Origin of the sequence: Sporosarcina koreensis (assembly GCF_001531445.1) — a bacterium.
Classification (GTDB): Bacteria; Bacillota; Bacilli; order Bacillales_A; family Planococcaceae; genus Sporosarcina; species Sporosarcina koreensis_C.
Genome location: NZ_LQYA01000076.1, coordinates 1 through 243, shown reverse-complemented (window position 1 = coordinate 243; position 243 = coordinate 1). Strand labels below are relative to the sequence as shown.

Here is a 243-nt window from a genome sequence, read left to right as displayed (position 1 = left end):
AAAGCAAGAACGTAAAGACAATGCAGATGTTGAAGTTATGTCTGAACACTTATGGCGTGTAGAAATTGAACTTAAAAGAGATATGGTGGATTATTGGAATGATTGTTTTAATGATTTACATATCTTGAAACCAGATTGGACTTCGCCAGAAAAATTAAATGAACAAGCAATGGTTTACATGTTAATTCATGAAGAAGGCAAATGGGGAGAATTGAATAAGAGAACTAAATATAAATATAAAAA

1 pseudogene is annotated in these 243 nt (G+C 30.5%); it reads left to right on the top strand.

What is annotated here, in order from left to right:
• Positions 1–243 (top strand): annotated as a pseudogene (locus AWV70_RS10875) (replication initiation protein); the annotation flags it as partial.